Annotated in this window: 26 protein-coding genes and 2 tRNA genes; 14 read left to right on the top strand and 14 right to left on the bottom strand. The window is 47.4% G+C overall.

What is annotated here, in order from left to right; translation table 11 throughout:
- Positions 1-18: 18 nt before the first annotated feature.
- The gene (gene argB, locus V1467_RS01575) at positions 19-813 is read right to left on the bottom strand and encodes an acetylglutamate kinase (RefSeq protein WP_416307056.1); all 795 of its coding nucleotides are present in this window, start codon (positions 811-813) and stop codon (positions 19-21) included.
- Positions 810-1829, bottom strand: coding sequence for an N-acetyl-gamma-glutamyl-phosphate reductase (gene argC, locus V1467_RS01570; protein WP_416307055.1), 1020 nt, complete (start codon positions 1827-1829; stop codon positions 810-812). Before argC ends, argB begins: the two co-directional genes overlap by 4 nt.
- A gap of 231 nt (positions 1830-2060) precedes the next feature.
- On the opposite strand from argC, the gene argE reads away from it, so the two are divergent.
- The 3 genes from argE to V1467_RS01555 all read left to right on the top strand — a co-directional run bounded on the left by argE (position 2061) and on the right by V1467_RS01555 (position 6513).
- Positions 2061-3200 carry an acetylornithine deacetylase gene (gene argE, locus V1467_RS01565; protein ID WP_416307054.1) on the top strand — a complete coding sequence of 380 codons (1140 nt, stop codon included), beginning with the start codon at positions 2061-2063 and terminating at the stop codon, positions 3198-3200.
- Positions 3201-3464: 264 nt separating this feature from the next.
- A complete protein-coding gene (locus tag V1467_RS01560) occupies positions 3465-5324 on the top strand; it encodes a DUF885 domain-containing protein (RefSeq protein ID WP_416307053.1) in 1860 nt (619 codons plus the stop codon).
- A gap of 118 nt (positions 5325-5442) precedes the next feature.
- The gene (locus V1467_RS01555) at positions 5443-6513 is read left to right on the top strand and encodes an alpha/beta fold hydrolase (protein WP_416307052.1); all 1071 of its coding nucleotides are present in this window, start codon (positions 5443-5445) and stop codon (positions 6511-6513) included.
- Positions 6514-6516: 3 nt separating this feature from the next.
- Here the strand turns inward: V1467_RS01555 and V1467_RS01550 are convergent, their stop codons facing one another.
- Entirely contained in the window at positions 6517-7413 is an 897-nt protein-coding gene (locus V1467_RS01550) for a cation diffusion facilitator family transporter (RefSeq protein WP_416307051.1), read from the bottom strand.
- Between the two features lie 95 nt (positions 7414-7508).
- Here V1467_RS01550 and V1467_RS01545 point away from each other — a divergent pair, with 95 nt between their 5' ends.
- Together V1467_RS01545 and trmL are read left to right on the top strand one after the other, a co-directional pair.
- Positions 7509-7763: a DUF3081 family protein gene (locus V1467_RS01545; RefSeq protein ID WP_416307050.1), complete on the top strand. Its 255-nt coding sequence runs from the start codon at positions 7509-7511 to the stop codon at positions 7761-7763.
- 100 nt (positions 7764-7863) lie between these two features.
- Complete coding sequence (gene trmL / locus V1467_RS01540) at positions 7864-8328, top strand: tRNA (uridine(34)/cytosine(34)/5-carboxymethylaminomethyluridine(34)-2'-O)-methyltransferase TrmL (RefSeq protein ID WP_416307049.1); 465 nt, start codon at positions 7864-7866, stop codon at positions 8326-8328.
- A gap of 116 nt (positions 8329-8444) precedes the next feature.
- On the opposite strand, the gene V1467_RS01535 is transcribed toward trmL, so the two are convergent.
- On the bottom strand, positions 8445-9227 hold the full coding sequence (locus V1467_RS01535) for a Spy/CpxP family protein refolding chaperone (protein ID WP_416307048.1): 783 nt from the start codon (positions 9225-9227) through the stop codon (positions 8445-8447).
- Between the two features lie 156 nt (positions 9228-9383).
- Here V1467_RS01535 and V1467_RS01530 point away from each other — a divergent pair, with 156 nt between their 5' ends.
- Positions 9384-10082: a response regulator gene (locus tag V1467_RS01530; RefSeq protein ID WP_416307047.1), complete on the top strand. Its 699-nt coding sequence runs from the start codon at positions 9384-9386 to the stop codon at positions 10080-10082.
- The gene (locus V1467_RS01525) at positions 10079-11479 is read left to right on the top strand and encodes an ATP-binding protein (RefSeq protein WP_416307046.1); all 1401 of its coding nucleotides are present in this window, start codon (positions 10079-10081) and stop codon (positions 11477-11479) included. The genes V1467_RS01530 and V1467_RS01525 overlap by 4 nt, the downstream gene beginning before the upstream one ends.
- Before the next feature lie 7 nt (positions 11480-11486).
- On the opposite strand, the gene gpsA is transcribed toward V1467_RS01525, so the two are convergent.
- Genes gpsA through V1467_RS01505 form a run of 4 tightly spaced genes read right to left on the bottom strand, consistent with a single transcriptional unit; the run spans position 11487 to position 13756 of the window.
- Complete coding sequence (gpsA, locus tag V1467_RS01520) at positions 11487-12494, bottom strand: NAD(P)H-dependent glycerol-3-phosphate dehydrogenase (protein WP_416307045.1); 1008 nt, start codon at positions 12492-12494, stop codon at positions 11487-11489.
- Positions 12491-13003, bottom strand: a complete 513-nt coding sequence (secB, locus tag V1467_RS01515; protein ID WP_416307044.1) for a protein-export chaperone SecB — start codon at positions 13001-13003, stop codon at positions 12491-12493. The genes gpsA and secB overlap by 4 nt, the downstream gene beginning before the upstream one ends.
- A gap of 60 nt (positions 13004-13063) precedes the next feature.
- Positions 13064-13321, bottom strand: a complete 258-nt coding sequence (gene grxC, locus V1467_RS01510) for a glutaredoxin 3 (RefSeq protein WP_416307043.1) — start codon at positions 13319-13321, stop codon at positions 13064-13066.
- Between the two features lie 9 nt (positions 13322-13330).
- Positions 13331-13756 (bottom strand): rhodanese-like domain-containing protein, encoded by a 426-nt coding sequence (locus V1467_RS01505; protein ID WP_416307042.1) that lies wholly within the window; start codon positions 13754-13756, stop codon positions 13331-13333.
- 239 nt (positions 13757-13995) lie between these two features.
- On the opposite strand from V1467_RS01505, the gene gpmM reads away from it, so the two are divergent.
- The 4 genes from gpmM to V1467_RS01485 all read left to right on the top strand — a co-directional run bounded on the left by gpmM (position 13996) and on the right by V1467_RS01485 (position 18123).
- On the top strand, positions 13996-15525 hold the full coding sequence (gene gpmM, locus V1467_RS01500) for a 2,3-bisphosphoglycerate-independent phosphoglycerate mutase (RefSeq protein WP_416307041.1): 1530 nt from the start codon (positions 13996-13998) through the stop codon (positions 15523-15525).
- A gap of 70 nt (positions 15526-15595) precedes the next feature.
- Positions 15596-16696: a murein hydrolase activator EnvC family protein gene (locus V1467_RS01495; protein ID WP_416307040.1), complete on the top strand. Its 1101-nt coding sequence runs from the start codon at positions 15596-15598 to the stop codon at positions 16694-16696.
- A gap of 75 nt (positions 16697-16771) precedes the next feature.
- Positions 16772-17572, top strand: a complete 801-nt coding sequence (locus tag V1467_RS01490) for a divergent polysaccharide deacetylase family protein (protein ID WP_416307039.1) — start codon at positions 16772-16774, stop codon at positions 17570-17572.
- Positions 17573-17733: 161 nt separating this feature from the next.
- On the top strand, positions 17734-18123 hold the full coding sequence (locus V1467_RS01485) for a MerC domain-containing protein (protein WP_416307038.1): 390 nt from the start codon (positions 17734-17736) through the stop codon (positions 18121-18123).
- A gap of 188 nt (positions 18124-18311) precedes the next feature.
- Here V1467_RS01485 and V1467_RS01480 read toward each other — a convergent pair whose 3' ends face one another.
- The 4 genes from V1467_RS01480 to rsgA form a co-directional block, all read right to left on the bottom strand.
- Positions 18312-19022 (bottom strand): glycerophosphodiester phosphodiesterase, encoded by a 711-nt coding sequence (locus V1467_RS01480; RefSeq protein ID WP_416307037.1) that lies wholly within the window; start codon positions 19020-19022, stop codon positions 18312-18314.
- A gap of 9 nt (positions 19023-19031) precedes the next feature.
- Positions 19032-19910 carry a DMT family transporter gene (locus V1467_RS01475; RefSeq protein ID WP_416307036.1) on the bottom strand — a complete coding sequence of 293 codons (879 nt, stop codon included), beginning with the start codon at positions 19908-19910 and terminating at the stop codon, positions 19032-19034.
- Positions 19907-20767 carry an archaetidylserine decarboxylase gene (gene asd, locus V1467_RS01470; protein WP_416307035.1) on the bottom strand — a complete coding sequence of 287 codons (861 nt, stop codon included), beginning with the start codon at positions 20765-20767 and terminating at the stop codon, positions 19907-19909. The genes V1467_RS01475 and asd overlap by 4 nt, the downstream gene beginning before the upstream one ends.
- Positions 20768-20839: 72 nt before the next feature.
- On the bottom strand, positions 20840-21871 hold the full coding sequence (rsgA, locus tag V1467_RS01465) for a small ribosomal subunit biogenesis GTPase RsgA (RefSeq protein ID WP_416307034.1): 1032 nt from the start codon (positions 21869-21871) through the stop codon (positions 20840-20842).
- A gap of 80 nt (positions 21872-21951) precedes the next feature.
- Here rsgA and orn point away from each other — a divergent pair, with 80 nt between their 5' ends.
- The 3 genes from orn (at position 21952) to V1467_RS01450 (ending at position 22913) form a co-directional block, all read left to right on the top strand.
- The gene (gene orn / locus V1467_RS01460; RefSeq protein ID WP_416307033.1) at positions 21952-22497 is read left to right on the top strand and encodes an oligoribonuclease; all 546 of its coding nucleotides are present in this window, start codon (positions 21952-21954) and stop codon (positions 22495-22497) included.
- A 144-nt stretch (positions 22498-22641) separates the two neighbouring features.
- Positions 22642-22716, top strand: a tRNA-Gly gene (locus V1467_RS01455).
- A gap of 122 nt (positions 22717-22838) precedes the next feature.
- Positions 22839-22913, top strand: a tRNA-Gly gene (locus V1467_RS01450).
- Between the two features lie 19 nt (positions 22914-22932).
- Here the strand turns inward: V1467_RS01450 and V1467_RS01445 are convergent.
- The gene (locus V1467_RS01445) at positions 22933-23694 is read right to left on the bottom strand and encodes a helix-turn-helix domain-containing protein (protein ID WP_416307032.1); all 762 of its coding nucleotides are present in this window, start codon (positions 23692-23694) and stop codon (positions 22933-22935) included.
- Between the two features lie 105 nt (positions 23695-23799).
- The gene (locus tag V1467_RS01440; protein ID WP_416307031.1) at positions 23800-25044 is read right to left on the bottom strand and encodes a glycoside hydrolase family 27 protein; all 1245 of its coding nucleotides are present in this window, start codon (positions 25042-25044) and stop codon (positions 23800-23802) included.
- Positions 25045-25059 lie beyond the last annotated feature (15 nt).

Here is a 25059-nt window from a genome sequence, read left to right as displayed (position 1 = left end):
GTAAATATTTATATCTGGTTAAATACTTGTTTGTGGATAAATAGTCGTCCCGACGGCTTCGACCTGGCTGAGTTCAGCCAGTTTTTCCGGCGACTTCCAACCGGCGATGATCACCGGTTTACCGATCAAATTAGCTGTAGCGAGTGCGGCATTGACCTTGACGGCCATGCCATCCAGAATCACGTTTTGTGCTATTAATTGTTGAATATTTTCAGCGTTAAGGGCGGGGATCAATTCGCGTTTGGCATCCAGTACACCGGGTACATCAGATAGCAATAGCAACTCGGCACCAATACTTTGTGCCACAGCAACAGCCGCCTGATCGGCATTCACATTAAGTAACTGGCCTTGTTCATCACAGCCAATAGAACTGATAATTGGCACATAGTGTTGAGTAATCAACAGCTTTAGCAATTCACCACTGCCGCCTTGTGATGCACCAACACATCCAAACTTGGCAGCAAGTGCCTGGCTGATGGCAATATCACCATCGGCCAAACTTAAGCCAACCGCGTTAATTTGATTTATTTTAGCCTGTGCGACTAGCTGTTTATTGGCCGCCCCGGCCAATGCACCGACCACAAATGGAATTTGTTCCCGAGGCGTCACCCGTAAACCATCAATTTTGCTGGACGGTAAATTCAATGCGGTTAACCACTGCTCGACCAGCGAACCACCGCCATGCACCAACAATACCGGACGGGACTGTTGCACTTGCGCAATAACTGCAAATAGCTTGGTCAGGTGTTGTTGGCTATCCAGTAAGGCACCACCCACTTTAATCACCAACGGCGATATTGCACTCACACTCATAAGGGCAACCCGCTATTTTTATCCAAACCAAAACTTAAATTGGCACATTGCAACGCCTGCGAAGCGGCGCCTTTGAGCAAGTTATCAATGGCACTGCAAATCACCAGATAACCACTGTCGGCATCATATTTCCAACCCAAATCACAGCGCCCGGTATTCACCACATCTTCCACCTTGGGGAAAGTATGACGTAACTGAATTTGCGGATTACCGGCATAAGCGGATTGAAACGCATCGCTAATCTGCTGCTCCGTCACCCCGGCATTTAACTTGGCAGTAATGGTCGCCAAGATACCGCGTTTGAAATTACCCAAATGCGGAGTAAAGATCACTTCTGTTCCCAGCCAGTTTTCAATCTCGGGTTGATGGCGATGATTTAATACCCCATAAGCCTGTAAACTGACTTCACAAAAGCTGTTGTTCAAGGCCGCTTTACGACCGGCACCACTAACGCCGGAAACGGCATTAATCACCGGACGCAGTTGGCTATCCAGTAATTGATTTTCAAATAGCGGTTTTAAGGCCAATAAAGATGCGGTGGGATAACAGCCGGGAACGGCAACTAACTTGGCACCGGCCAATGCGTCGGCATGCCAGTCCACTAAACCATAAATGGCCTGCTCCAGCAGATCACTATGTTGATGACTAAAGCCATAATTACTGGCAAATACATCGCGATTTTTAATCCGGAATGCCCCGGATAAGTCCATTACTCGTGCCTTAGCGGATGTTAAGACCGGCATAATGTCGTGGCTGAATTCATGGGGTGTAGCCAGGAAAATCACATCCATTTGTTCGGCCATTGCCTGTAGCTGCGCAGAATCGCCGGATTGCAGAACTAAATCAGCCATCGCCGGGCGCTGCGGGTATAGCTCACCCATTGTTTTACCCGCATCAGCACTATTTTCAGATACAAACAGTGCCTCCAGTGAATACTCTGGATGCGCCAGCAATAAACTAATCAGTTCAACGCCAGCATAGCCACTGGCTCCAAAAATACAGGATTTTATTTTCATATCAGACTTAATAAGGTTTTGTTAAATTATAGAAAAAATAAAAAAAGACAGCGTAAACAACTATATCCTTTAGTTAGATCGTCGCTGAAATAGGGAGATCGCCCGGGTCCATATGTTGGCATTAATTTGTTTCATTTAATATTAAGTTTGCGTTAAATCGAATTAGTGGTAAGAATGCCAGCTAAAACATATTTATTCAACTTTTTTGCATAATTATTTGGTATTTATATAATGAAATTTATCCAGCATTACCGCAACATCATCGCTACGCCGACAATCAGCGCCTTTGATGCGGGGTTAGACCAGACAAATTTGCTTCTGATTCAGTATCTGGCGGAGCACTTTGCTGATTTTGGATTCGAAATATCTATTCAACCCGTACCCGATACCCGCGAAAAATACAATTTGTTGGCCAAAATTGGCTCGGGAACAGGTGGTTTATTGCTTGCTGGTCATTCAGACACCGTGCCTTTTGACGAAGGCAAATGGAATTCCGATCCATTCAAATTATTTGAAAAGGACAATCGCCTGTTTGGACTGGGTACCTGCGATATGAAAGGTTTTTTTGCTTTTATATTGGAAGCGCTAAAAGATATCCCGCTGAACAAGCTGCACAAACCCTTATACATATTAGCCAGTGCTGATGAAGAAACATCAATGGCCGGCGCCCGCTTTTTTGCCAGCCAACAGCAGGTCAAACCGGATGTGGCAATTATTGGTGAGCCCACCGAACTTAAACCTATATACAAACATAAAGGCCATATGGCACATAGCCTGAATATCAAAGGACAGGCAGGTCATTCCAGCGATCCGGCCAAAGGGGTCAATGCGATCGAAATCACTTATCAGGCCATAAGTCAGTTACTCAAGTTAAAACAGCAATTAGCCGAGCGACAGGACAACAGTTTTGCCGTTCCGCAAGCCACCATGAATCTGGGCCATATACATGGTGGTGATGGTGAAAACCGGATCTGCGGCCATTGCCAACTTAATTTTGATATTCGCCTGCTACCCGGCATGTCGGATGCACAGGTGATAGCCCAGCTCGATGAACTATTACTGCCGTTACAACAACAATGGCCAGACCGGATTAGTCGCGAACTGATGTACGCCACCGTGCCGTCTTTTTCTTGCAAACAAGAGGCAGACATCATTCAGCTGGCCGAAAAACTGACCGGATTTAAACCACAAAGCGCCAATTATTGCACCGAAGCGCCCTTTATCAGCGAGTTGGGTTGCGACACATTAGTACTCGGTCCCGGCAGTATTAACCAGGCTCACCAGCCGGATGAATTTATAGCGCTGGAGTATATCGATCCTACGGTTAATCTGTTGCGCAATATGATCGGACACATATGCCTGCCACAATAGATATACAAAATTTGCTCACGCAAAGGCGCAGAGAACACAAAGAAAAGAATTTTAAAACTCGTCAGCCCGTTAGTGTTTTCGGCCGGGGTCCAGTAATTAGATGACGACATAGTGGATTCCTGGCCCAAAATAACGTAGGAATGACAGGAAAATCATTAATCAATCAAATAGTTATGCGATTAGTTTATTTTAGGTATATATTTTCTTTTATTAACAACGAACTCCCTTTAAACAACCACCCGAGCATCTATAAGGAAGAATAATATGCGTCATGCTCTGTTATTAATTGCTTTGGCTGGCTTATTGTCGGCCTGCCAACCCAACGAATCCGCTAGCCAGTCCACAGCCAAAACACCCGAAGCGGCCAAAGCCAAACTGTCCGAAACCGAAAGACTGAATCGCTGGTTCGCCAAAAAATACGAAGAAAAATTGCAAATGAGTCCGATGGAAATGACCTTCCTGGGCCGCAAAGACAAATATGATCAGATAGATAATATGTCACTGGCTGAAGAACAGCGTGTGCTAGCCTGGCAAGGTGAAACCGTCAAAGAAATGAAAGCCAGCTTTGATTATGACCAGCTGGATCTGGAAGCCAAAACCTCCTACGACATCTGGGTTTACCAGTACGAACAGGCGCTAGCCGGTCAGGAATTTGTGCATAACCGCTACGTTTTTAATCAAATGCAGGGTATGCAGTCCTTTATGGCGCAATTTCTGATCAGTTTTCATAAGGTCGAGAATGAACAGGACATGCTGGCTTACAATAAACGTATAGGCGGTGTTTCCACTGCCTTGCATGATTTATTGACCCAGGCTCAGGTCAATACCGATCATTCGGTGCGGCCTCCCCGCTATGCCTATGAAGCCGTTATCAAGGAATCCACCAGCCAGATTACCGGTAATCCCTTTACCGAAAGTGACGATGACTCGCCGGTTTGGGCCGATGCCAAAAACAAGATACTTGCATTGATGGCAGACAAAAGTATCAACGAAGAACGGGGTAACGAGTTACTGCAAGAAACCAAGCAAGCGCTGTTAACCAAGTTTAAACCGGCCTATGAAGAACTGATTGACTGGTTTTCCAAGGATATGGCCAACAGCGACACCGACGCGCAAGGTGCATCAACACTGCCTAACGGCAAGGCTTATTACAACTATCAATTACAAAAAAGTACAACCACCGATTTGACCGCCGAGCAAATTCATCAATTGGGCCTGGAAGAAGTGGATCGCCTCACTAAAGAAATGGAAGCGATCATGGACAAGGTCGGCTTTGACGGTGATTTACATGCGTTTTTCGAATTTATTCGCACTGATGATCAGTTTTTTTATCCGGATACCGATGAAGGGCGCCAAGCCTATATTGATGATGCCCAGGCCTATCTCGACTTTATTAAACAGAAGTTGCCAGAATACTTTGGCATCCTGCCCAAGGCTGATCTGGTGGTAAAACGGGTGGAGGCGTTCCGCGAACAACCCGGTGCCGCACAGCATTATTTCCCCGGCACACCTGACGGTTCACGCCCCGGCGTCTACTACGCCCACCTGTCAGATATGCGCGCCATGCCCAAGAACGAGATGGAGGCCGTCGCCTATCATGAAGGACTGCCCGGTCACCATATGCAAATTTCCATTGCTCAGGAACTTACCTCTGTACCTGAATTCAGAACCCAGGCTGGCTTTACTGCCTACGTGGAAGGTTGGGCACTGTATGCTGAATTGCTGGCCAAACAAATGGGAGCCTATCAGAATGACTATTCTGACTTTGGTCGTTTAATTACCGAAATGTGGCGCGCTGTGCGTTTAGTCGTTGATACCGGTATTCACGCCAAAGGCTGGAGTGAAGAGCAGGCGATCAGCTACTTTAAGGAAAAAACCCCGATCGCCGCTGAAGCGATCAAGTCGGAAGTACGCCGTTACACCGTTTGGCCCGGGCAGGCTACTTCGTACAAAATCGGCATGCTGAAAATACTCGAATTACGTCATCTAGCCGAACAGGAACTCGGCGACAAGTTTGATATCCGTACCTTCCACGATGCGGTGCTTGGTGGAGGTGCTTTGCCACTGGAAATATTGGAGCGACGGATTAAAAACTGGATTAAAGAGGTTAAAACCGCAGTTTAAAATTATCTGAGTAGTCTGGAGGTTCCACCGGACTACTCGATATTACCTGCACCTGATGTGAATAAATTTTCGTTTCTGGTTGAATTTTTGACACTATTACATGCCATAATGGCCGCCTATGCATATTCCACAATCACACTGGCTAATGATAAAACGCAGTCTGTTATGGCCCTTTTTCATTGCCCTGTTCATTCACCAAGCGGCAGCCGTTACCATGTCACAACCTTTTCCACTCTCAATTGAAGATCATCTGGAACAGCAGTATTCCAGTCAGATTGAACCTTTCTGGCAAAATAATGTTGTTAACGGCAGTTTTAATGGCGTGAACGGAGTCAAGATTGAGTATGCCTACCTGCTCAATCCTGACGCCACAGGTACGGTGGTGATCTCTTCCGGCCGGATTGAGACTTTACTCAAGTATAAAGAACTGGCCTTTGATCTGTATCAAAACGGGTATTCGGTTTTTATTCATGATCATCGTGGGCAAGGTTTATCGGGGCGAATGATCCCGGAAGCCCAGCGCGGATACGTGGAAAACTTCGACGATTACGTACAAGATCTGAAACAATTTTATAGCCAAGTTGTGCAGCCTCATTCCAGTCATCAGCCCAAACTGTTATGCCATTCCATGGGCGGGGCAATTGGTGCATTATATTTGCTCAGCTATCCGGATGATTTTGCTGCAGCGGCTTTTTCATCACCCATGTTCGGGATTAAATCACCACTGCCCGATTGGCTGGGAGAGCCGCTGATTAGTTCCGGGCTGGCGGTCAACGGGTTATTTTCCGATAAAAACTGGTACTTTATTGGTCAAACCGATTATCTGGCCGTGCCTTTTGCAGTCAACACCCTGACTCACAGCAAGATACGTTACAAGATTTTCCGCCAGGTATATGAAGATAATCCGCAAGCTAAATTAGGTGGTGTTACCTTTAAATGGCTGGACCAGGCGATTTCGGCCATGGATAACATCAAGTTGCGGGCTAGCCAAATCCAGACTCCCAGCCTGGTGTTGCAAGCCGGCAGCGATAAAGTGGTCGATAATGCGTCACAGGATCAGGTGTGTGACAAAATGCCGCAATGCGCCAAAATAGGCATTGATGGAGCCAACCACGAACTACTGATGGAAAAAGACAGCTATCGTATTCCAGTGATGAACCATATTCTGGCCTTTTTCCAAAGCCATTAGCCGCTAGCCTTTATTGACCACAGAAATCGGATCCTGATGGATTAACACATCGGCCTCGGGAACAGCCGCGACAATATCGGCTTCGACTTTATCCGACACGCGATGCGCGTCAAACAGGCTCATGTTGTCATTCAGCTCCAGATGAAACTGGACAAACTTGGTCGCTCCGGACTGACGGGTGCGAATATCATGTACTCCGTAAACCAGCGGATGCTGTTTAACAATTTGCTCGATTTGCAGGGTAAATTCTGACGGCAGTTCCTTGTCCATTAAGGCTGCGGCAGATTCCATCGCAATTTCGCGAGCCCCCCAGACAAGATACAGGGCAATACCGATGGCAAACCAGCCATCGACGCTGCTATAACCTGTCATGGTCATACCTATCGCCACCAGAACCGCCAAATTCATCAGTAAGTCAGATTGATAGTGCATTGAGTCCGCTTTTAGTGCCACCGATTGAGTCTTTTTAATCGCGATGCGCTGTACAATAACCAGCAACAAGGTGACGACTACACTGAACAAGGTGGCATAAATTGCCAATTCTGGCCGACTGACCGGATGAGGATTTTTGATCCGCTCCAGACTATGAAAAATCAGTAAGAGTGCCGAGCCCAAAATAAATGCCGCTTGAGCCAGACCCGCCAGAGATTCTGCTTTACCATGGCCAAAACGGTGATCATCATCGGCCGGCATGAGTGCGTAGCGGATCACAAAAAAATTGATCACCGAGGCCGCCACATCAAAAATTGAATCACTTAACGACGCCAGCATGGTAGCGGAATCCGTTTGATACCAGGCCCACATTTTGACCAAAATCATACTGCCAGCAATGATCAGCGCCAAGCTTGTTGCCAGCCTGACCCAGAAACTGTAGTGTTGAATATGCTGATTTGATTGCATAACTGATTAAATTTTAAATACTTAGGGCGCTAGTATACCCCGAAGCCCGATGACAAACACGGCCTTTGAACGGGTCTCTGGATTGGAGGTCAAGCATGCAAAACGAACTCAACGTAAAACAGGCACTGGCTGTGTTCAATCAGGTCTGTGAAAAAGGCGACAAGCGAGATGGCCATTATTTCTATCAGGATATTGAAGCCTGGCATGATTTCGACGGCTATACCTGCTTCCTGAAGTTTAACCAGGTCACCCTTACCTTGTATTTTCATGGAAAATACAATCTGGATTATGCCGATAATAATGATCTGGAAGGTTTTATGCGCAAATTAGCCAAAGTGGCGCAGGGATAAACAACGCATTGATTCGCCAACTTGGCGCGAAGAATTAAATTTTACACTCTAAGGTTTTTTTTCTATGCTGGCGCCAAATTTGACTCCTGTGCAATAACTGATGCTGGACATTGTTTTATACCAACCCGAAATCCCGCCTAACACCGGCAATATTATTCGTTTATGCGCCAATACCGGTTTCTCCCTGCACCTTATCGAACCATTAGGATTTGATTGGGATGACAAAAAAGTTCGCCGGGCAGGACTGGATTATCATGAATTCGCCAAAGTAAAACGCTACCCGGATCTGGATAGCTATCTGGCACAACAACAACCTAAACGGGTATTTGCTTGCACTACCAAAGGTACGGCCAATTTCGCCGATGCCCATTATCAGGCGGGTGATAGTCTGTTATTTGGCCCGGAAACACGCGGACTACCCATGGAAATCATTGAATCTTTGCCACAACAGCAACGGTTGCGCATACCAATGATTGCCAATAGCCGCAGTATGAACCTGTCCAATGCGGTGTCGGTATTTGTATATGAGGCCTGGCGACAGCTGGATTTTGCTGGCGCCGTGTAATAAGACTGAAAGTAAGCGGGTTTCCCTTCCCGCTGCGTTGCGCTAATTCACCCCAACACTGCCAGGCGCAAAAAGAGCGTTATTGAGAGGCGTGGCTTATCCCGAGCTGGGGTTAATTATGATAACAGGCGGTGGCGCGGTTTATCTCCCGCCCTGTGTTTAAAACGCTCCATACGTTGCTGCAGTTTCTGCTGCTGCTCAGGCGTCAGCAGTTGCCATACTTTGTGCCGGTTTTCGGCCTGTTCCACAGCAAAAGCCAGCATTTTGGGCTGTTGCTGTTCGGCCAGTAGTAACCATTGCTGCTGATTAAACTCGTCACTGGTCACTAGTGCTTGCTCCTGTTCACGGAGTTCTTGCATCATGGTACGAAATGACTGTTGGCTCGCCTGCATTTCGCTGCGCAACTGCTGGAGCTGCTGCTGTTGGTCTTCGGTTAAATCGAGCCGGGATAATTTGGGCTCACGGGGAGGCCGTTGCCATTCATCCCGATCATCGCTGATATCCAGCCACTTCTGCTGCTGTTCAGTAGTCAACAGGGACCAAATCTGGTGACGAAGTTGAGCACGCTGCAATTGTCGCTGTGTTGATGATTCAATGCGACTGCTCAGTATATTGGTCACTGCAACCTCATCAAAACTGTCTGCCTGGATCAACTGTTTAAGTTGCTGATGAAGATCGCCATCTTGTGCGGCAGACGCATTGTCACGCTGCTGTTTAACTAAATCACCAATACTGCTTTTTTGCTCAACCGTCAGTTCCAACTGCTTTAATAAACCATGTAGCTCTCCCATTCTTTGCGGGCCCTGATGGGCAAAAACAGGTTGAGTTATCATGGCCACCGTTAGCAACAACGGGGCAGCGGGTTTAACAAGTTTAGGTAAAATCTTAATCGCTCTCATATTGAATTCCTCCATAGATTGTTCGATTACAGCTTAGGCGTTGCAATGCAAAGTAACGCAAAGCGACTGTAAATCTTGTGTAAAGGTGTCTGTCGGGGGTTTTTCGTATTAAGGTTAACCAGTAGCATTAGATCATCGGGGAAAGAGGTACCACGCATGCAACCTAAATCATTATTGCTCATCGACGACGATCTGGAGCTTACCGAGCTGTTGACCGAATATTTGTCTCCCCAGGAGTACAGCATCGATGTCGCGCATGATGGCAAGACCGGCCTGACTATGGCGACATCCGCCAAACATTTTGATCTGATTTTGCTGGATGTCATGTTACCGGTTATGGATGGTTTTGAAGTGCTAAAGAAGCTGCGCCAGACAGATTTGACCCCGGTGCTTATGTTGACTGCCAAAGGTGACGACTTTGATCGTATCTTCGGTCTGGAGATGGGTGCTGATGACTATCTGCCCAAGCCGTTCAACCCGCGAGAACTGTCTGCCCGAATTAAGGCTATCGTCAGACGCATTGATCATTTGGCCAACAATCAGCAACAGCTCGTCTTGTCTACCGCAGAACTGGTACTCAATCCAACCAACCAGACCTTGCAATGCAATACTCATCCCATTGAACTAACCGGCACCGAATTTGGTATTTTGCATATTCTGATGAGCCATTGCGGCAATCTGGTCAGCAAACAGCAACTTAGCGAGCAGGTTTTAGGCCGCAAACTGGCCGCCTTTGACCGGAGTATCGATATGCATGTCAGCAATCTACGCAAAAAAATCGGTCAATATAGCGAGAATGAAAAGATCAAGACAGTACGCGGTTCGGGTTATATTTTTACCGAGTCACTAGTATGATTGCGCTGTCTAAACTGAATCCGCTAAACAGTCTGTTCGGGCGCATTTTCCTGTGGTTCTGGTTGGCCATGTTGCTGATTATTTTCAGTACCGCCTGGATCGCCCGGCAAGCGGCCATGGAGCATACATTGCGACCCATGCAGCCTCAGGATCAACAGCAGTTGAATGCATCGTTAAACCGGTTGAACCAGTTTATTGATAAACGTCCGCTAAACGAACCGGAGCTTTCACAAATGCTGGGGCGTATTGGCTCCCGATCCCGAACCGATTTATTATTGCTCAATCCGGATAGTAAACAGTTTATTGCCGGCTTTCCCCATCCGGAGATCCCCATGCGGGAGGTGCTTCTGGATCTGATTGATCAGCCTTCAGCGTTTTCAATTATGTTGCCCGGCTGGCGCTTTGTCGGCCCGGCTAAGGTGACCATTAACCAGCAAGCTTATCTGTTGTTCGTTGGTAAACGCATGCCGCCAACTTTCTTTCGGGATGTCAAACGCCAACCGCCTATTTTCCTTATCATGGTTGCGATAGTGATCAGTGGCTTATTGTGTTTATTACTGACCTGGTCATTAGTAAAACCGCTGCGCAGGCTAAAAGCTGCGGCGGCCAAAATGGGAGCGGGAGATCTGACAACACGCTCGGGAGAAACCAGTTATCGCCACGATGAAATAGGCCAATTAGGGCGAGAGTTTGACCATATGGCGATTCAGCTGGAGCAGCTGGTCAGCGGCCAAAAGCGTATGTTGGCCGATATCTCCCACGAACTGCGCTCACCATTAGCAAGATTGCAGGTGGCGATAGGTATCGCCCAACAAAACGCGGATCTGGATATTCCGCAGTTACAACGAATAGAAACCGAGGCCCAGCGCATTGACGCGATGCTGGCGCAAATATTGACCTTATCCAGACTAGATGCTCGGCAAAATAATATTATTTTTCAACATATTAACCTGGATCCATTGATGGAATCCCTGATCGGCGACGCCATATTCGAAGCCGAAGCTCAAAATAAAAAAATAGAAGTCGATTTGCAGCCGAATCTGTCCTTGTCCGGCTCCAAACCCTTGCTGGCCAGCGCCATCGAGAATTTATTACGTAACGGTATCAAATATGCCAATAGCAAGGTGTCAATCTCGCTACATAAAACGCCGCAGAATAATATTGAATTGATCATCAGTGACGACGGTCCCGGAGTTCCTAGTGCTGAACTGGAGAAAATTTTCACTCCCTTTTATCGAACTGCCGAGTCGCGCAGTCGGGATTCGGGGGGAGTGGGACTAGGGCTGGCCATTGCTGCCAAGGCTATCGAAGGTATGGGAGGTCATATCCATGCTGTCAATAATCCACAAGGCGGACTAAGCGTGTTACTCAGGTTTAGTCCGGAGCCGGATAGCTAAATCGTGGCTATTCGCTTTTCTGGGTGCGGCCTAATAATGCTAGCGCGGCTTCTTTCGGACTTTTGCCCTGATAAAGCACCTGAAATATCTGCTCGGTAATGGGCATTTCAACCTGTTCCCTGCGGGACAGTAAATGCACTTCTTTGGTATTGCGATAGCCTTCCACCACCTGACCTATTTCACTCATGGCCTGTTCAACCGATTTACCCTGACCCAATGCCAGACCAAAACGACGATTGCGCGACTGATTATCGGTACAGGTCAGTACCAGATCGCCTAAACCGGCCATGCCCATAAAGGTTTCCGGTTTCGCACCCAGCGCTTCTCCCAAACGGGTTAATTCGGCCAAACCCCGGGTAATCAATGCAGTGCGGGCATTGGCGCCGAAGCCTATGCCATCAGCTAAACCGGCACCGATAGCAATGACGTTTTTAACCGCACCGCCGAGCTGAATACCGATAAAATCGTTATTACGATAAACCCGGAAAGTTTTGCCACAATGCAGCATATTGGCGATATCGTCACCAAAATCGTCATCGGTTGACGCAACAGAAATTGCCGTCGGTAAACCGGCGGCCATTTCCTTGGCGAAAGTCGGTCCGGAAAGTACCGCCAAGGGCCTCTCGTCGCCCAAAATACCTCGGGCAACATCCTGCAAAAGTCCGCCGCTTTGCGGCTCTAGTCCCTTGGTTGCCCAGGCAATACGATGCCCGTTATTTAATAGCGGCTGTATTTGACGCAACATATCGCTAAAGGCATGGCTGGGCACCACTACCAGTATATTTTCACTGTGTGCAATGGATTGTTTAAGATCAGGCACTACCTGCAAGGCTGGCGGAAAGACCGCATCAGGTAAATATTGCTGGTTAGACGCGCTATGGGCCATTTGCGCCATTTGCTTTTGATCACGACCCCAAAGTGCTGTCGATATACCGTTGCGGGCAAAACAAATGGCCAGGGCGGTACCATAAGAGCCCGCCCCCAATACCGTTAGATTACCGGTGCATTGGCTCATGCGTCAGCTGGCGCATCCGCTTGCTGTGCCGCTTGGGCTTCCTGAGCGCGTTTCTGCATATAGGCAGCAAATACGGCATCAAAATTAACCGGATTCAAATTCAGCGGCGGGAAAGTTCCACGATTAACCATATTGGAAATCGCTTCACGAGCATAAGGAAACAATACGTTAGGACAATAAGCACCCAACATTTGCGCACCTTGCATTTCGGGCATTTCACCAATAGTGAACAATCCGGCTTGTTGTACTTCAATCAGGAATGCGGTTTCCTCACCTAAAGACGCAGTCGCGGTGATAGACAACACCACTTCATACAGATTTTCATCTACCTTATTGCTGCGGGTATCAACATCCAGCTTGATTTCCGGTTTCCATTCTTTTTTGAAAACCGTTGGGGCATTCGGCGCCTCATAAGAAAGATCTTTCAGGTAAATGCGCTGGATTGCGAACTGTGGCGCTTGTGCCTGAGCTGCCGCATCGGCACCGTTGTTGTTAACTTCATCTGTCATAATAGTTCCTAAATAAATTCAATTTCGCCAAGCGGCTTATAATATTAAGTTAGTTTTAAATTAGTTTGATAAAAGAGGATCCAGCCGACCTTGTGCTTCGAGCATCATCATTTCATCACAACCGCCAATATGCAGATCGTCGATAAAAATCTGCGGTACGGTATAGCCCCCGCTAGCACGCTCAATCATTTGCGCACGTAACTCAGGCTGCAGATCGATCCGGTATTCCTCAAAGGTAATTTCTTTTTGCGCAAGCAATGCCTTGGCACGCATGCAATAAGGACAATATGCCTTAGTGTAAACTTCTACCTTTGCCATGCTAGCCTCTTATTTGCTGACCGGAAGATTGGCACCTTGCCAGGTATTCATTCCACCTTTAAGCACTTTCACTTGTGAAAATCCGGCTTTAAGCATTTGTGTTGCGGTACGCTTTGCCGTCATTCCCATCGCACAAACTACAATAATGGGACTGCCTCGATATTTTTCAAGTGTACTGAAGTCAGCATTTTTCACTTGCTCGGCCTTAAGCTGTTTGGCGCCCAGAATATGTCCCTTTTTGAACTCGGCTGCCGGACGAATATCTACCACCAGCGCATCTTGCTTGTTGATCAGCAACGTCGCTTCATGGGTACCAATTTCCTTGATCGGAGACATATTGGCTGAAATAAAACCGAACAGGATGGCAAAAAACAGCACAACCCAGGCACCCGCCAAAAAATAATGGTTACCGACAAACTCTATCAATTGCTGCATATTGACTGATTCCTCTCCAAAGTGAGCGCAGAAAAAATGACTGCAAAGTATATAGAAAAACCATTTTTAAACCAGCCTAAAGCCGATTCTGTTGATTAACTTAACCCCAACTCGGGTTAACTTATTGGCGCAGCTGTAAATATTTTGCCTGATAACAACAATAACTCCCCCATCCCCTGTTGTTTATCACCTCAGTCAGGCTAAAATGCTCATGTCGTCAATCAATATGGAGTTGTTAAATGTCAAGTCGCAAACCTTTGGTACTGATCATTTTAGATGGCTGGGGCTATCGTGAAGAGACCACCGATAATGCCGTTGCTCAGGCCAACACCCCGGTTCTGGACAAACTGGTAGAACAGTACCCGAATACCCTGATCTCTGGCTCGGGGTTGGATGTAGGCTTGCCGGACGGTCAAATGGGTAACTCGGAAGTAGGCCATGTTAATCTTGGTGCCGGACGCATTGTGTATCAGGACTTTACCCGCATCACCAAATCTATTCAGGATGGCGACTTTTTTACTAATCCAGTGTTAGTGGACAATATCGACAAAGCGGTCAAAGCAGGCAAAGCCGTGCACCTTATGGGCCTGTTATCCGACGGCGGTGTGCATAGCCACCAGGATCATATTTTCGCCGCTATCAAACTGGCTGCCCAACGCGGCGCCAACAAGATTTATCTGCACGCTTTCCTGGATGGCCGGGATACCCCGCCAAGAAGCGCCGAGAGCGCATTGAAACAAGCCGATGCTTTATTCGAGGAACTGGGAGTGGGCAAAACTGCCAGCATCGTTGGTCGCTATTACGCCATGGACCGCGATAATCGCTGGGATCGGGTTCAGGCTGCCTACGATTTGATCACTTTGGGTAAGGGGCATCCTGCTGACAATGCTGTTGCTGGTTTACAAGCAGCCTATGACGCTGACAAAAACGACGAATTCGTGCCTGCTACTGTTATCGGCGAACCCGTCCAGATGGAAGACGGTGACACAGTATTATTTATGAATTTCCGCGCTGACCGGGCTCGGGAAATGACCCATGCCTTTGTCGATAAGGATTTTGACGGCTTCGAGCGACAAAGCAAACCGGCTCTGGCTGGCTTTGTAATGCTGACCCAATACGCCGCCAGTATCGATGCACCTATTGCCTTTGCTCCGGAAGAACTGAAAAACGTGATGGGAGACTGGCTGGCACAACATCACAAAACCCAGTTACGCATTTCAGAAACCGAGAAATACGCCCATGTCACCTTTTTCTACAGTGGCGGACGCGAAGAACTCTATGAGGGCGAGGACCGCATATTAATTCCGTCTCCTGATGTCGCCACCTACGACTTACAGCCGGAAATGAATTCAACCGAGCTCACAGACAAACTGGTTGAAGCCATCGAGTCAGGTAAATATGACGCCATTATCTGTAATTATCCTAACGGTGATATGGTGGGCCATAGCGGCATTCTATCGGCTGCCATCAAAGCTTGCGAAGCCGTTGATCATTGTATTGGAAGGGTTACCGAAGCATTGAAAAAGGTCGGTGGAGAATGCTTGATCACTGCCGATCATGGCAACGCCGAAAAAATGGTGGATGTCGACAGCGGTCAGGCACATACCGCCCATACCAATGGCCCTGTACCTTTTATTTATTTTGGAAGGGATGCCAATGTACGAACTGGTGGAACACTCAGCGATGTCGCGCCTACCATGTTGCATCTGATGGGTATGCCACAACCGTCAGAAATGACAGGTACACCTATCGTTACTTTAAAAGACTAGGCTGAACGCCTTGCCCTATATCAAGTCGTTAAAAAGTCCAACATGGCGCTACATGCTTCTGGCAGGCGCCATGTTTTTTTGTTTGTCAGCCATTGCCCAGGAAGAAGAACAGCAACAACTGCAAGATCTGCAGCAACAAATAAAACAAAAGCAACAATTGATTGAATCCAATCTTGCCACTGCCAAAGAATTACAAAAGCAGCTTAAACAGCAGGAACTGGATATTGCCATCAGCGCTAAAGCCTTGGCCGCAACCCAAAAACAATTAACTGATAATATCAAACAACAATCGTCGTTAACTGAACGGCAGCAAAAACTGCAGAAACAGCAAAAACAGCAAGAAGCCATTTTGGCCAAGCAATTACGTTCTGCCTATATGGCGGGTAATCACGATTACGCCAAGATGATTTTTAATTTGCAAAGTGCCAGTACCTTTGAACGCATGCTCACCTACTACCAGTACCTGAATGCCGAACGACAGCAGCAAATTGACGAATTTAAACAGCTGGGGATAGAACTGGACGCCATTGCCGCAGAGCTGGTGGAAAAACAGCAACAACTGGAATCGTTAAAAACCTCGCAACAAAAACAGCAACAAAAGCTCACGGCCCAACAACAGTCCAGACAAGTAACACTGGCATCATTGAACAAGAAAATTGATTCAGAAGCGGCCAAAGTAGAACAATTGCAGATCAATGAACAAACCCTGTTACAAGCATTACAGGCAGCGCAGGAACGGGCACAACGGCAAAGCTCGCAGGGCGCTGTTTCCCTGAATGGTTTGGCTAAATTCAAAGGTCATTTGCAACAGCCCGTCAAGGGCCAGATGCGCAAGCTATTTGGAGCCAGAAGACAAGGTCAGGTACGTTGGAAAGGCATTTTGATTTACGGCAATGAAGGTGCACCAGTGCAGGCGGTACAGGATGCACAAGTACTCTATGCGGACTGGCTAAAAGGTTTTGGATTAGTCATCGCGCTCGATCACGGTGAAGGCTATATGAGCTTATACGGCCATAATCAAGCCCTGCTGAAGGAAGTGGGTGAAACAGTCAAAAAGGGTGATACCATCGCACTGGTTGGACAAAGTGGTGGACAGTCACGGCCCGGGTTGTATTTTGAGATCCGCCATAAAGGCAGCCCGGTCAATCCCAGTCAATGGTTGAGCCGCTAAGTTGACCTATATGGCCGATTGAATACACTAGGGTCTGTATCCCTGAACAATAATAACGAGTTAAAGATAATAATAGTGCGCATCAAACAATTTATTCTATTTTGCATCTCCTACAGCTGCGCCTTTGTATTGCACGCTGCCAGTATTGCGCTGATTATTGACGATATGGGGAATAGCCGGGTTGATGAAGCGGCCTTTGATTTACCAGCCGCCATAACCTTTGCCATTTTACCGCATACGCCTTTTTCGGAAGAATTTGCTGCACGATCCGCCGCTCAGGATCGGGAAGTCATGCTGCATATGCCGATGGAATCGCTGGCGGGAAATAATCCCGGCCCGGGCACCATTACTTCAACAATGCAGCCGGAGCTAATCACGCAAAAATTGCAATATGCATTAGCCAATATTCCCAATGCTATTGGTATCAATAACCATATGGGCAGTAAATTAACTCAACTGACGTTGCCAATGACCACCACTATGGCTTTTTTGCGCAAACACGGCCTGTTTTTTGTCGATAGCCGCACCACTCGTTACAGCAAAGCCGAGAAAATAGCCCAAAAGCAGGGAGTGATGGCCTGGCATCGCAATGTGTTTATTGATCATACGCTTAATACCGAACAGATGAATATTCAATTACAACGCTTGGTCCGGATCGCCCGGAAATACCGTCAGGCAGTCGGCATTGCTCATCCCCATCCCGCTACCCTCAAGTTTCTGCAGCAGCATTTACCACAACTACGCGAGGCCGGCATAGAACTGATCCCGGTCAGCCAAGTCTTCGAGTATCGAGCCGACTCGCTGCTATTGGCCAGACAACAGGATGGCGAAAAAGAATCACCGGAACCTGTTCAATTGGCACCAGATGGTCAATGAATATCAACAACAAAACCATCTGGATCACCGCAGCGTCCTCAGGCATTAGTGAAGAACTGATAAAGCAACTCGCCGCTTAATAAAATAGCAGTTTGCATTAAAGACGAAATGTTATATTATAACGTTAATTCTTTATCCGATCAGGCAAATAGCGTTTTATTATGACCATCACCAAAAACGGGGTTCTTGACAGATTCGGCATTTGGGTCAGCAGTTTATGTGCGGTCCATTGTCTCGCCCTGCCCGTTTTACTGCCGATTGCTCCTTTGATTGGCGCCAGCTTTTTTGCCGAAGCCTGGTTTGAGCGCACTATCTTGTCATTATCGTTACTGGTGGGTTTTTGGGCGTTATTTTCCGGTTTTTATCGCTACCACCGCCAGCTTTATCCTCTGTATAGTTTGTGTGTCGGTGGCTTAATCTACTGGAATAAAGGCATGTTTGGTGACAGTTATGAACCCTTTACCATTGCAGCAGGCGCCTTTTTACTAATCAGTGCGCATATCGTTAATCTGAAATTATGCAATGACTGCAAGGCTTGCGAGAATCACTAAATCCCCCGTATATACCCAAAATCATTGGAATTGCACCGCGGCGGCAAATGAATCAGCCCCCATGAGCTTAGTTAAGGTCGAGCCTTAGTCCATCAGCATCGAGACATGACGGCATAAATGCCGATCCACAACCAACCCGTGTAAGTCGGACTTCAGCCCGTCAGCATCGAGCCAACAAACTTGCAGTTTCAAGGATGAAAGGTATATTGATGTGCCCTGCGTATTAAGGCTTTATCCGGCGTATTGGTGAACACACCATCCACCCCCATTGCTGCAAGATGATCCAGATCGGCAATTTCATCGACAGTAAAAACATAAACCTGCAGGCCTCGCTGCTTTGCATCCTGGATAAATTTAGGTTGCACGCAGTTAATATCCATATGAATTGACATGGCATGTAGCTGCTCAGCAAATAAGGCATAATCCAGTGGACAAGAAGACGTTAATGCTCCTGTCTGGATATCAGGACGTAATTGCTTGATTTCAAATAACAAATGATGGTTAAACGAGGAAAGTAGAAATTGATGTAACTCAAAGTTGAGCTGCTCCACCGCATCATCAATATGCTTGAGCACCGGCACCACATCATTAATGCCCTTGAGTTCGATATTCAATGAGCACTGGCCATTCAGACATTGCATGGTTTCCCATAAGGTCGGAATTTGCTGACCCATACCGGCATCGAGTTTACGTAGCTGATCAAAACTGTAATCGCTAAGCTGACCATCCATTTTGGTGGTGCGTTTCAGCCAGCGATCATGAATAACCAGCAGCTGGTCGCCTACCGAATGAATATCGATCTCGATGCCATCGACCCCCATAGCAATCGCCTTTTCAAATGCCAGCAAGGTATTTTCGGGTGCGTCGGCGCTGGCGCCACGGTGGGCAATAATCAGCATAAAAACACTCTATCTTTCCGATTTGAGATTGTGCAGTTTATGGGCATTAACAGTTTCGTAGATAGCGGCCGAGATTACCAGTAATCCGCCCAGAACCGTTTTCCAGTCCGGTTTCTCATCAATCACTATCACTGCCAGAATCACCCCGTAAAAGGGTTGCATACAGGCCACCAATGAAAAAGTCTTGGCGCGTAAATGCTGTAGTGAGGCAGCGACTAACGCATGGGGAGCCGCAGTGCACACTGTGCCCAACAATACCAACAACCCCAGAGTCGATGATGACGCATGAGCGATATTGGGCGAGATAAAAAACACCAGACAGGCCGCAATCACCAGGGTTTGATAAGCCATAGCATGTGCGCCGGAATAGTGGTTAAAGTATTTTCGGTGGATCAGGTTACGTAATGCATATAAAAACGCCGATAATATGCCGATGCCAATCCCCAGTGTGGTGTCATTATCCAGCGAAATATCCGGCACAATCAGGAAAATGCCCAGAAACACCACAATGGCACTGAAAATATCCTGCCAGACCAGTTTTATGCCTTCAAAAAACGGTTCTAGAAAGACGGTAATCACCGGGAAAGTAAACAGCGCTATCATACCCACCGACACCGATGAATATTGCATCGCAGAGAAATAGGTAACCCAATGCACCGCCATCAAAATCCCCAGCAAAATGGCGATGCCATAATCTTTCAAGCTATGTAATTTGAGTGAACCTTTGGTGATTTTCACCAGCAAAATTAAGGTGATACTGGCCACAATCGAGCGACCAAAAGTAATATCCGTGGCAGACAACGGAATAATTTTGGAGAACAACGCGGTAAATCCCAGCAGCATCACCGCCAGGTGCAGCGAATAGAGACTTCGGCTAACAGGATTCACGGGATCAACGTGGCCAGAGTTTGTCCTAGTCGGGTTTGCTCGCCCGGCTGCAAAGATTCAAAATCCACCATATCAGGTGAGAACACCGCCACGACAGTAGAACCCAGCTTAAACCGGCCCATCTCCTCGCCTTTTTTCAAGGTGATGGCATGCTTGCCACGGGCGGGATAGGTCCAATGATTGACCTTACTGCCGGTTGGTGGCGTCACCGTTCCTGCCCATACGGTTTCAATACTGGCCACAATAGTAGCGCCGACTAGCACCAATCCCATTTTGCCAAATTTGGTATCAAACAAAGCCACCACCCGCTCATTACGGGCAAACAGTCCCGGTACATTGGCAGCAGTTAACGGATTAACCGAAAACAGCTCGCCCGGCACATAAATCATGTCGGTCAGGGTACCCGTCACCGGCATATGAATGCGATGGTAATCGGTTGGCGCCAGATAAATAGTGGCAAATTTACCGTCACGGAAAGGTTCGGCCAACAGGCTATTTCCGCCCAACAAGGCAGTTAAACTGTAGTGATGGCCCTTGGCCTGAAAAATCTGTTCCTGTTCGATTTCGCCCATCTGGCTAATAGCACCATCCACAGGGTGCACCATAACCAGCGGATCGGAATTAATCTCGCGCACACCCGGTTTTAATTCACGCGTAAAGAATTCATTAAAGGTGGGATAATATTTAGGATCTGAATGTAACGCCTCATCCATATTGACTTTGTATTGCTTGATAAACAGCTTGATCAACCAGGTGGTCAGAAAACCGGCCCGGGCAGCGGCCAGCTTACCCACCAGGCGGGAAAGGGCATGTTTAGGCATAATATACTGGAGTTGTACTTTTAGATTATCAAACAAAACGAGACTTCCTGTTATTCGGGATGGCAATTTTAGCGTATTCTGGGCATCGTGCTTAGATCAGATTGACTATTATTTTTTGTCTGTCGAATATGCCGGTCGATGTTCATCCAGTCCATCTAATATTTTATGGTAACTGTCAAAACGTTGCCGGGTTATTTTACCCTGTTCAACCGCTTCACGCAGCAAACAGCCCGGATCATCCTTGTGTTTACAGTCGCGGAACTTACAACCGCCCAGATAATCCCGGAATTCGACAAATCCGGACGTCAAACGTTCAACCGGCAGATGCCACAGCGAAAACTCGCGCACGCCGGGCGAATCAATCAAATCGCCGCCGGCCGGAATATGCAGCAACTTGGCTGCAGTGGTAGTGTGTTGCCCCAAGCCGGAGTTATCCGACACGTCACCGACGATTTCCTCGGCATCAGGTAGTAACTGGTTGATTAAACTGGACTTACCTACCCCTGATTGACCGACAAAAATGCTGGTTTTATCTTTAAGCAACGCCGCCAGTTGTTGCATACCTTCACCGGTTTTACAGCTTAAATACAACAATGGATAACCGATATCCCGGTACAAGGCTAATTGTGCTTCCACTTCTTGTCGTTGTTCGGCCGACAGTAAATCCACTTTGTTGAGCAAAATCACCGGCGGAATTTCCACATCTTCCGAGGCAACGATATAACGGTCAATAATATTCAATGATAATGCCGGTAAAACGGAACTGACGATGATGATCTGGTCAATATTGGAGGCGATGGGCTTAACACCATCATAATAATCTGGCCGGGTCAGCACCGATGACCGTGGCTCAACCGCTTCCAGCACGCCGCTGACATTAGCATTGGAATCCTTACCGGGACGAAACAATACTCGGTCACCACAAACCACATCCTGAATATTGCGGCGGATATGGCAACGATATATTTGCTGGTCGGCTTCAATATCGGCATGTTGCCCAAAGCGGCCAATCACCACTCCAGCCTGCTGTTCGCCAAGCTGTTCGTCACTCAGCGAATCGGTTTTCTGCTCCAGACGCTTTTGCAAATTGGATGACACGCGACGTTTTTGTCGCTGGGTAAGTTTGTTTCTTTTTGCCACAGTATCTACGGTTGAATTATAGTAGGCCGCTATAATACCCTGCCCACCGGCGGATTGACACTGACTAAGGATTTTTACCCATGACACCGAACAAAACCAATCTGGTTTGGATCGATTTGGAAATGACCGGGCTTAATCCCGATAGCGACAAAATTCTGGAAATCGCCACCATCGTCACCGATGCCAACCTGAATATTCTGGCCGAAGGACCCGTGCTGGCCATTCATCAACCCGATGCGGTACTGGATGGCATGGACGAGTGGTGTACCAACACCCACGGTAATTCTGGTCTGACCCAGCGTTGTAAAGACAGTACTGTTGATGAAAACGAAGCGGTACGCCGGACCATCGCATTTTTACAAGATTATGTGGGCAAAGGCGACTCTCCCTTATGCGGCAACAGTATTGGCCAGGATCGGCGTTTTATGTTCCGTCATATGCCGGAACTGGAAGACTACTTCCATTATCGCAGTATCGACGTTAGTACCATTAAGGAACTGGTTCGCCGCTGGCAACCGGAATTGCTCGACGGTTTTAGCAAAAAAGGCGTGCATCTGGCATTAGACGACATTCGCGAATCCATTGCCGAACTGGCTTACTATCGTCAGCATGTGTTTACTATCTAAGCACTATGCTGTTGTTACTGGGCAATAACACAAATTTGCTTCAATTAAGACTTGCGTCTGGCGTTGATTTTTGTAAAATGCGCGTCCGCTTGTTAATGAAGCGGACGAAAATTTATTTTCATCACTCATTTAGTGTTTGAAATTGCGGGAATAGCTCAGTGGTAGAGCACAACCTTGCCAAGGTTGGGGTCGCGAGTTCAAGTCTCGTTTCCCGCTCCAAATTTTCTTAAAATTCAATACAGGATGTATTTGATAATAGCTCAGTGGGGTTATGCGCAGCGTAACTGGATGTTAACACCGAACTATACAAACAGGGATTTAGTTATCAGCACCTTCTTTATGCGGGAATAGCTCAGTGGTAGAGCACAACCTTGCCAAGGTTGGGGTCGCGAGTTCAAGTCTCGTTTCCCGCTCCAATTTTTTATCTGTCAAAACCTAATCCGATAGCTCTTCAATCTCTTTGGCGATGCGATTCAGTGTATCGACCAGTTCATCGGTGGCGGCATCCGGGATCCAGCCTGACAGCGCAATGGCGCTGTGCATTGAACCTTTAACATTGACCGCAATAGTGACTGAATGGTGGGGTAAATGGGTTTTATAGTGAGTTTCCATACGTACAAATTGCTGCTGACGGATTTGCTGAATATTCTGCAACAGGCTGTCAATCCCGTCAGGGTAACCGGGAATATCCTTATCCGCATACAAATGAATAATCTCTTCATCTTCCAGCTCTGACAGGAGTGACATCCCTACCCCGCATTCGGTGGCAGGGAAATAGCCCAGACGACCCAGCGGACTTTCGGAGCCCATATCCGGCAAGGAGTGATACAGATAGGTGACCTTGTCGTGCCACAATACGCCCATCGCCACCACCAGACCATAAACCCGCAATTCTTCCAGCGGTTTAATCGCTTTGGAGGTGGCGCCAGAGGCAAACAGTCCTTGCGCCGCCAACACCAGCATAGCCGGCCCGGTAGTATATTTACGATCGTCCGTCTGACGGGCAAAGCCGACAAAGGCCAAGGTGCGCAATAACCGGTTAACCCGGGTAATATCCAGCTCCAGATAACGTGCCAGCTCCCGACAGCCGACCGGGCGTTCAAACGATGCCAGTCCCTGCAGCACTTCAATACCGTCGATTAAACTGCGATTAAGCTGACTTCCGTGTTTTTTTAATTTCGCTTCGTAAAACTGCATATTTTTTTAACTAATGACCAACAAGGATAAATAATCCAACAAGCTTACCTTAAATTGATAGCAATCCGTAAAAACTATTCATCACCGTTAGCCCATTCAGTCCGGTCAGATTTTTGCTAGCCTGACAATAAAGGTATCGTGCGACTTTATTTGTACTTCGGTGGTTTGCTGAAGTGTCTGCCCCAGTTCTTTGTTAGTCCACAGATCGGTAATACGGTAGTTGGCTTTATCGAACGCCGCATCATGCTGAAAAAGATCATCTTTTACCTGTTGCTGACGCCAGTCAAAACGGAAGTTTTCGGTGTCTTCACCACGATTTAATACTGCCATCGCCCAGTCGCCGTTTTCCAGCGGCTTGAACCAGATCTGCAGATTATCGTTGTCACTATAGGACTTTAACCTGAATGCCTGAATCCCCATAGCATCCTGATTGACCGCGATAATACCTTTATTGGTCAAAATCGCTTTGGTTTGCTCACTCATATGGCGAATATCATTGCCAGCAATCAAAGGCGCCGCCAGCATCGCCCACAAGGCAAAATGGGACCGATCTTGTTCGTAGCTCAGTCCATTGCCTACTTCCAGCATATCCGGATCATTCCAGTGTCCCGGGCCAGCATATTTGCGCAGGCCTTCCTGCATATCCAGAATTTTCAATACGCCCCAGGTCGACCAGGTGGGAAACTTATTTTCGCAATCCCAGCAGGCGTAAATATCACCAGTGGTACGCCACAGATGACCCACATCTTTAGCCCATTCCCAGGGTTTGCTTTCACCCCATTCACAGATACTGAACAAGATTGGCCGCCCCGCTTGATGCAAGGCTTCACGCATAGTCTGATAGGCCCCTTCGGCGTTTAAACCTTCTGAATAGCACCAGTCATATTTCAAATAATCAATCCCCCAACTGGCATAAACCTGGGCGTCCTGAAATTCATGTCCACGGCTGCCCGGAAAACGTGCACAAGTCTGCCAGCCTGCATCCGAATAGATGCCTAACTTGAGTCCTTTACTGTGTGCATAATCCGCCAATGCTTTCATTCCGGAGGGGAAGCGCTGCTTGTTTTCCTGAATAAACCCTTGCGCATCACGCTCACCATGCCAGCAATCATCAATATTCACATACTCATAGCCGGCATCACGCATACCTGAACTGACCATCGCATCGATGGTTTCGCGCAGCATTTTTTCATCCACTTCACAACGGAAGTCATTCCAGCTATTCCAGCCCATGGGTGGCGTCATCGCCAGATTGTCGAATTTTTCTGCCTGTAATGGTCCACCAAACAGCAGCAGTCCGCTGCAAAGCAGCAACGATAATTGTTTGATAGCTTGTTTATAACTAAACATAGTCTTGTTCCTGAT

The sequence above is a fragment of the Neptunicella plasticusilytica genome, assembly GCF_047922965.1.
In the GTDB taxonomy this organism is placed as follows: Bacteria; Pseudomonadota; Gammaproteobacteria; order Enterobacterales; family Alteromonadaceae; genus Neptunicella; species Neptunicella plasticusilytica.
The sequence above is the reverse complement of the archived record's forward strand: the minus strand, read 5'-3'. Positions and strand labels throughout refer to the sequence as shown.